Origin of the sequence: Bradyrhizobium sp. RT6a (genome assembly GCF_040547675.1) — a bacterium.
Classification (GTDB): Bacteria; Pseudomonadota; Alphaproteobacteria; order Rhizobiales; family Xanthobacteraceae; genus Bradyrhizobium.
This window is the reverse complement of record NZ_JBEPQC010000031.1, coordinates 1-1,071: the sequence shown is the minus strand read 5'-3', so window position 1 is coordinate 1,071 and position 1,071 is coordinate 1. Positions and strand designations below refer to the sequence as shown.

Sequence of the window (1,071 nt, the reverse complement as noted above, 5' to 3'; positions counted from 1 at the left end):
GTTGATGGCGCGTTCGATCTCGAACAACGCGTCAAGGCGTCTGACCGCCTCCAGCGCGATCGGAGAGACTGGTTTGCCCTCGCGGCCTTCCCGGGCGGTTTTCTCGATGTCAGCCAACTCGAAGAAGCCCCGCCGCGCATGGGCGAAGCAGAATGCCGGCGTGATCGGTAGCACCTTCCTCTTCGGGTCGAACAGGGGTTCGAAGCCGCTGTAGCAGTCCGCCTGCAGGATACCGGTGAAGGTGGCCAGATGCTTCTGTGGATGCGCGCCGCGACGGTCGCCCGAAGCGTAGTAAACCGCCGCCGGCGGCGCAGGCCCGGCGAACGGCTGGTCATCCCGCACATAAGTCCAGATCCGCCCGGTCGTGCACTTGCCCTTCGCCAGGATGCGGATGGTGGTGTCATCGCCATGAAGGCGCTCGGCCGCGAGCACATGGCGTTCGATCAAGTGGAAGAGCGGCATGACGGCGAAGGTCCCGTGCCCGACCTGGTCGGCCAGCGTCGACAACGGCAGGTCGATCCCCTCGGCCTTGAAGCGCGCACTCTGGCGGTTTAGCGGGATATGCATGCCGAACTTGTCGAACAGGACCGTCGCCAGCAATTGTGGGCCGATGAAGCCGCGCGGTGTGGCATGGAACGGCGCGGGCGGCTGGCTGATCTTCTCGCAATCGCGGCAGGTGAACTTCTCGCGTACCGTCTCGATCAGCTTGAAGCGGCGCGGGATCTCCTCCAGCGTCTTGGTCACATCCTCACCGATCTTCGCCAGCCGCGATCCACCGCAGCATTCACAGGACGTTGGAGCCTCAATGACGACGCGCTCGCGTTCGATGTCATCCGGCCATGGCTTGCGCATCGGTCTCTTGCGCATGAAGGGGCGGACGTTCTGCGTCTTCGCCGCTGCGGCCTGCGCGGCAAGCTCATCCTCGCTCGCTGTGGTGACGAGTTCTTCGAGTTCCAACTCCAGCTGTTCGAGCAGCCGTGCCGAGCGCTCGGAGCGCTGCCCGTACAGTTCGCGTTTGAGCTTCTCGATCCGCAGCTCGAGATGCGCGATCAGTGCCTCGTTGTCCGACAG

At 64.2% G+C, this 1,071-nt stretch carries 1 protein-coding gene; it reads right to left on the bottom strand.

What is annotated here, in order from left to right; genetic code table 11:
* Positions 1–1,071: IS66 family transposase (tnpC, locus tag ABIC03_RS39225; RefSeq protein ID WP_354066267.1), on the bottom strand; the 1,071-nt coding region annotated here is incomplete at both ends.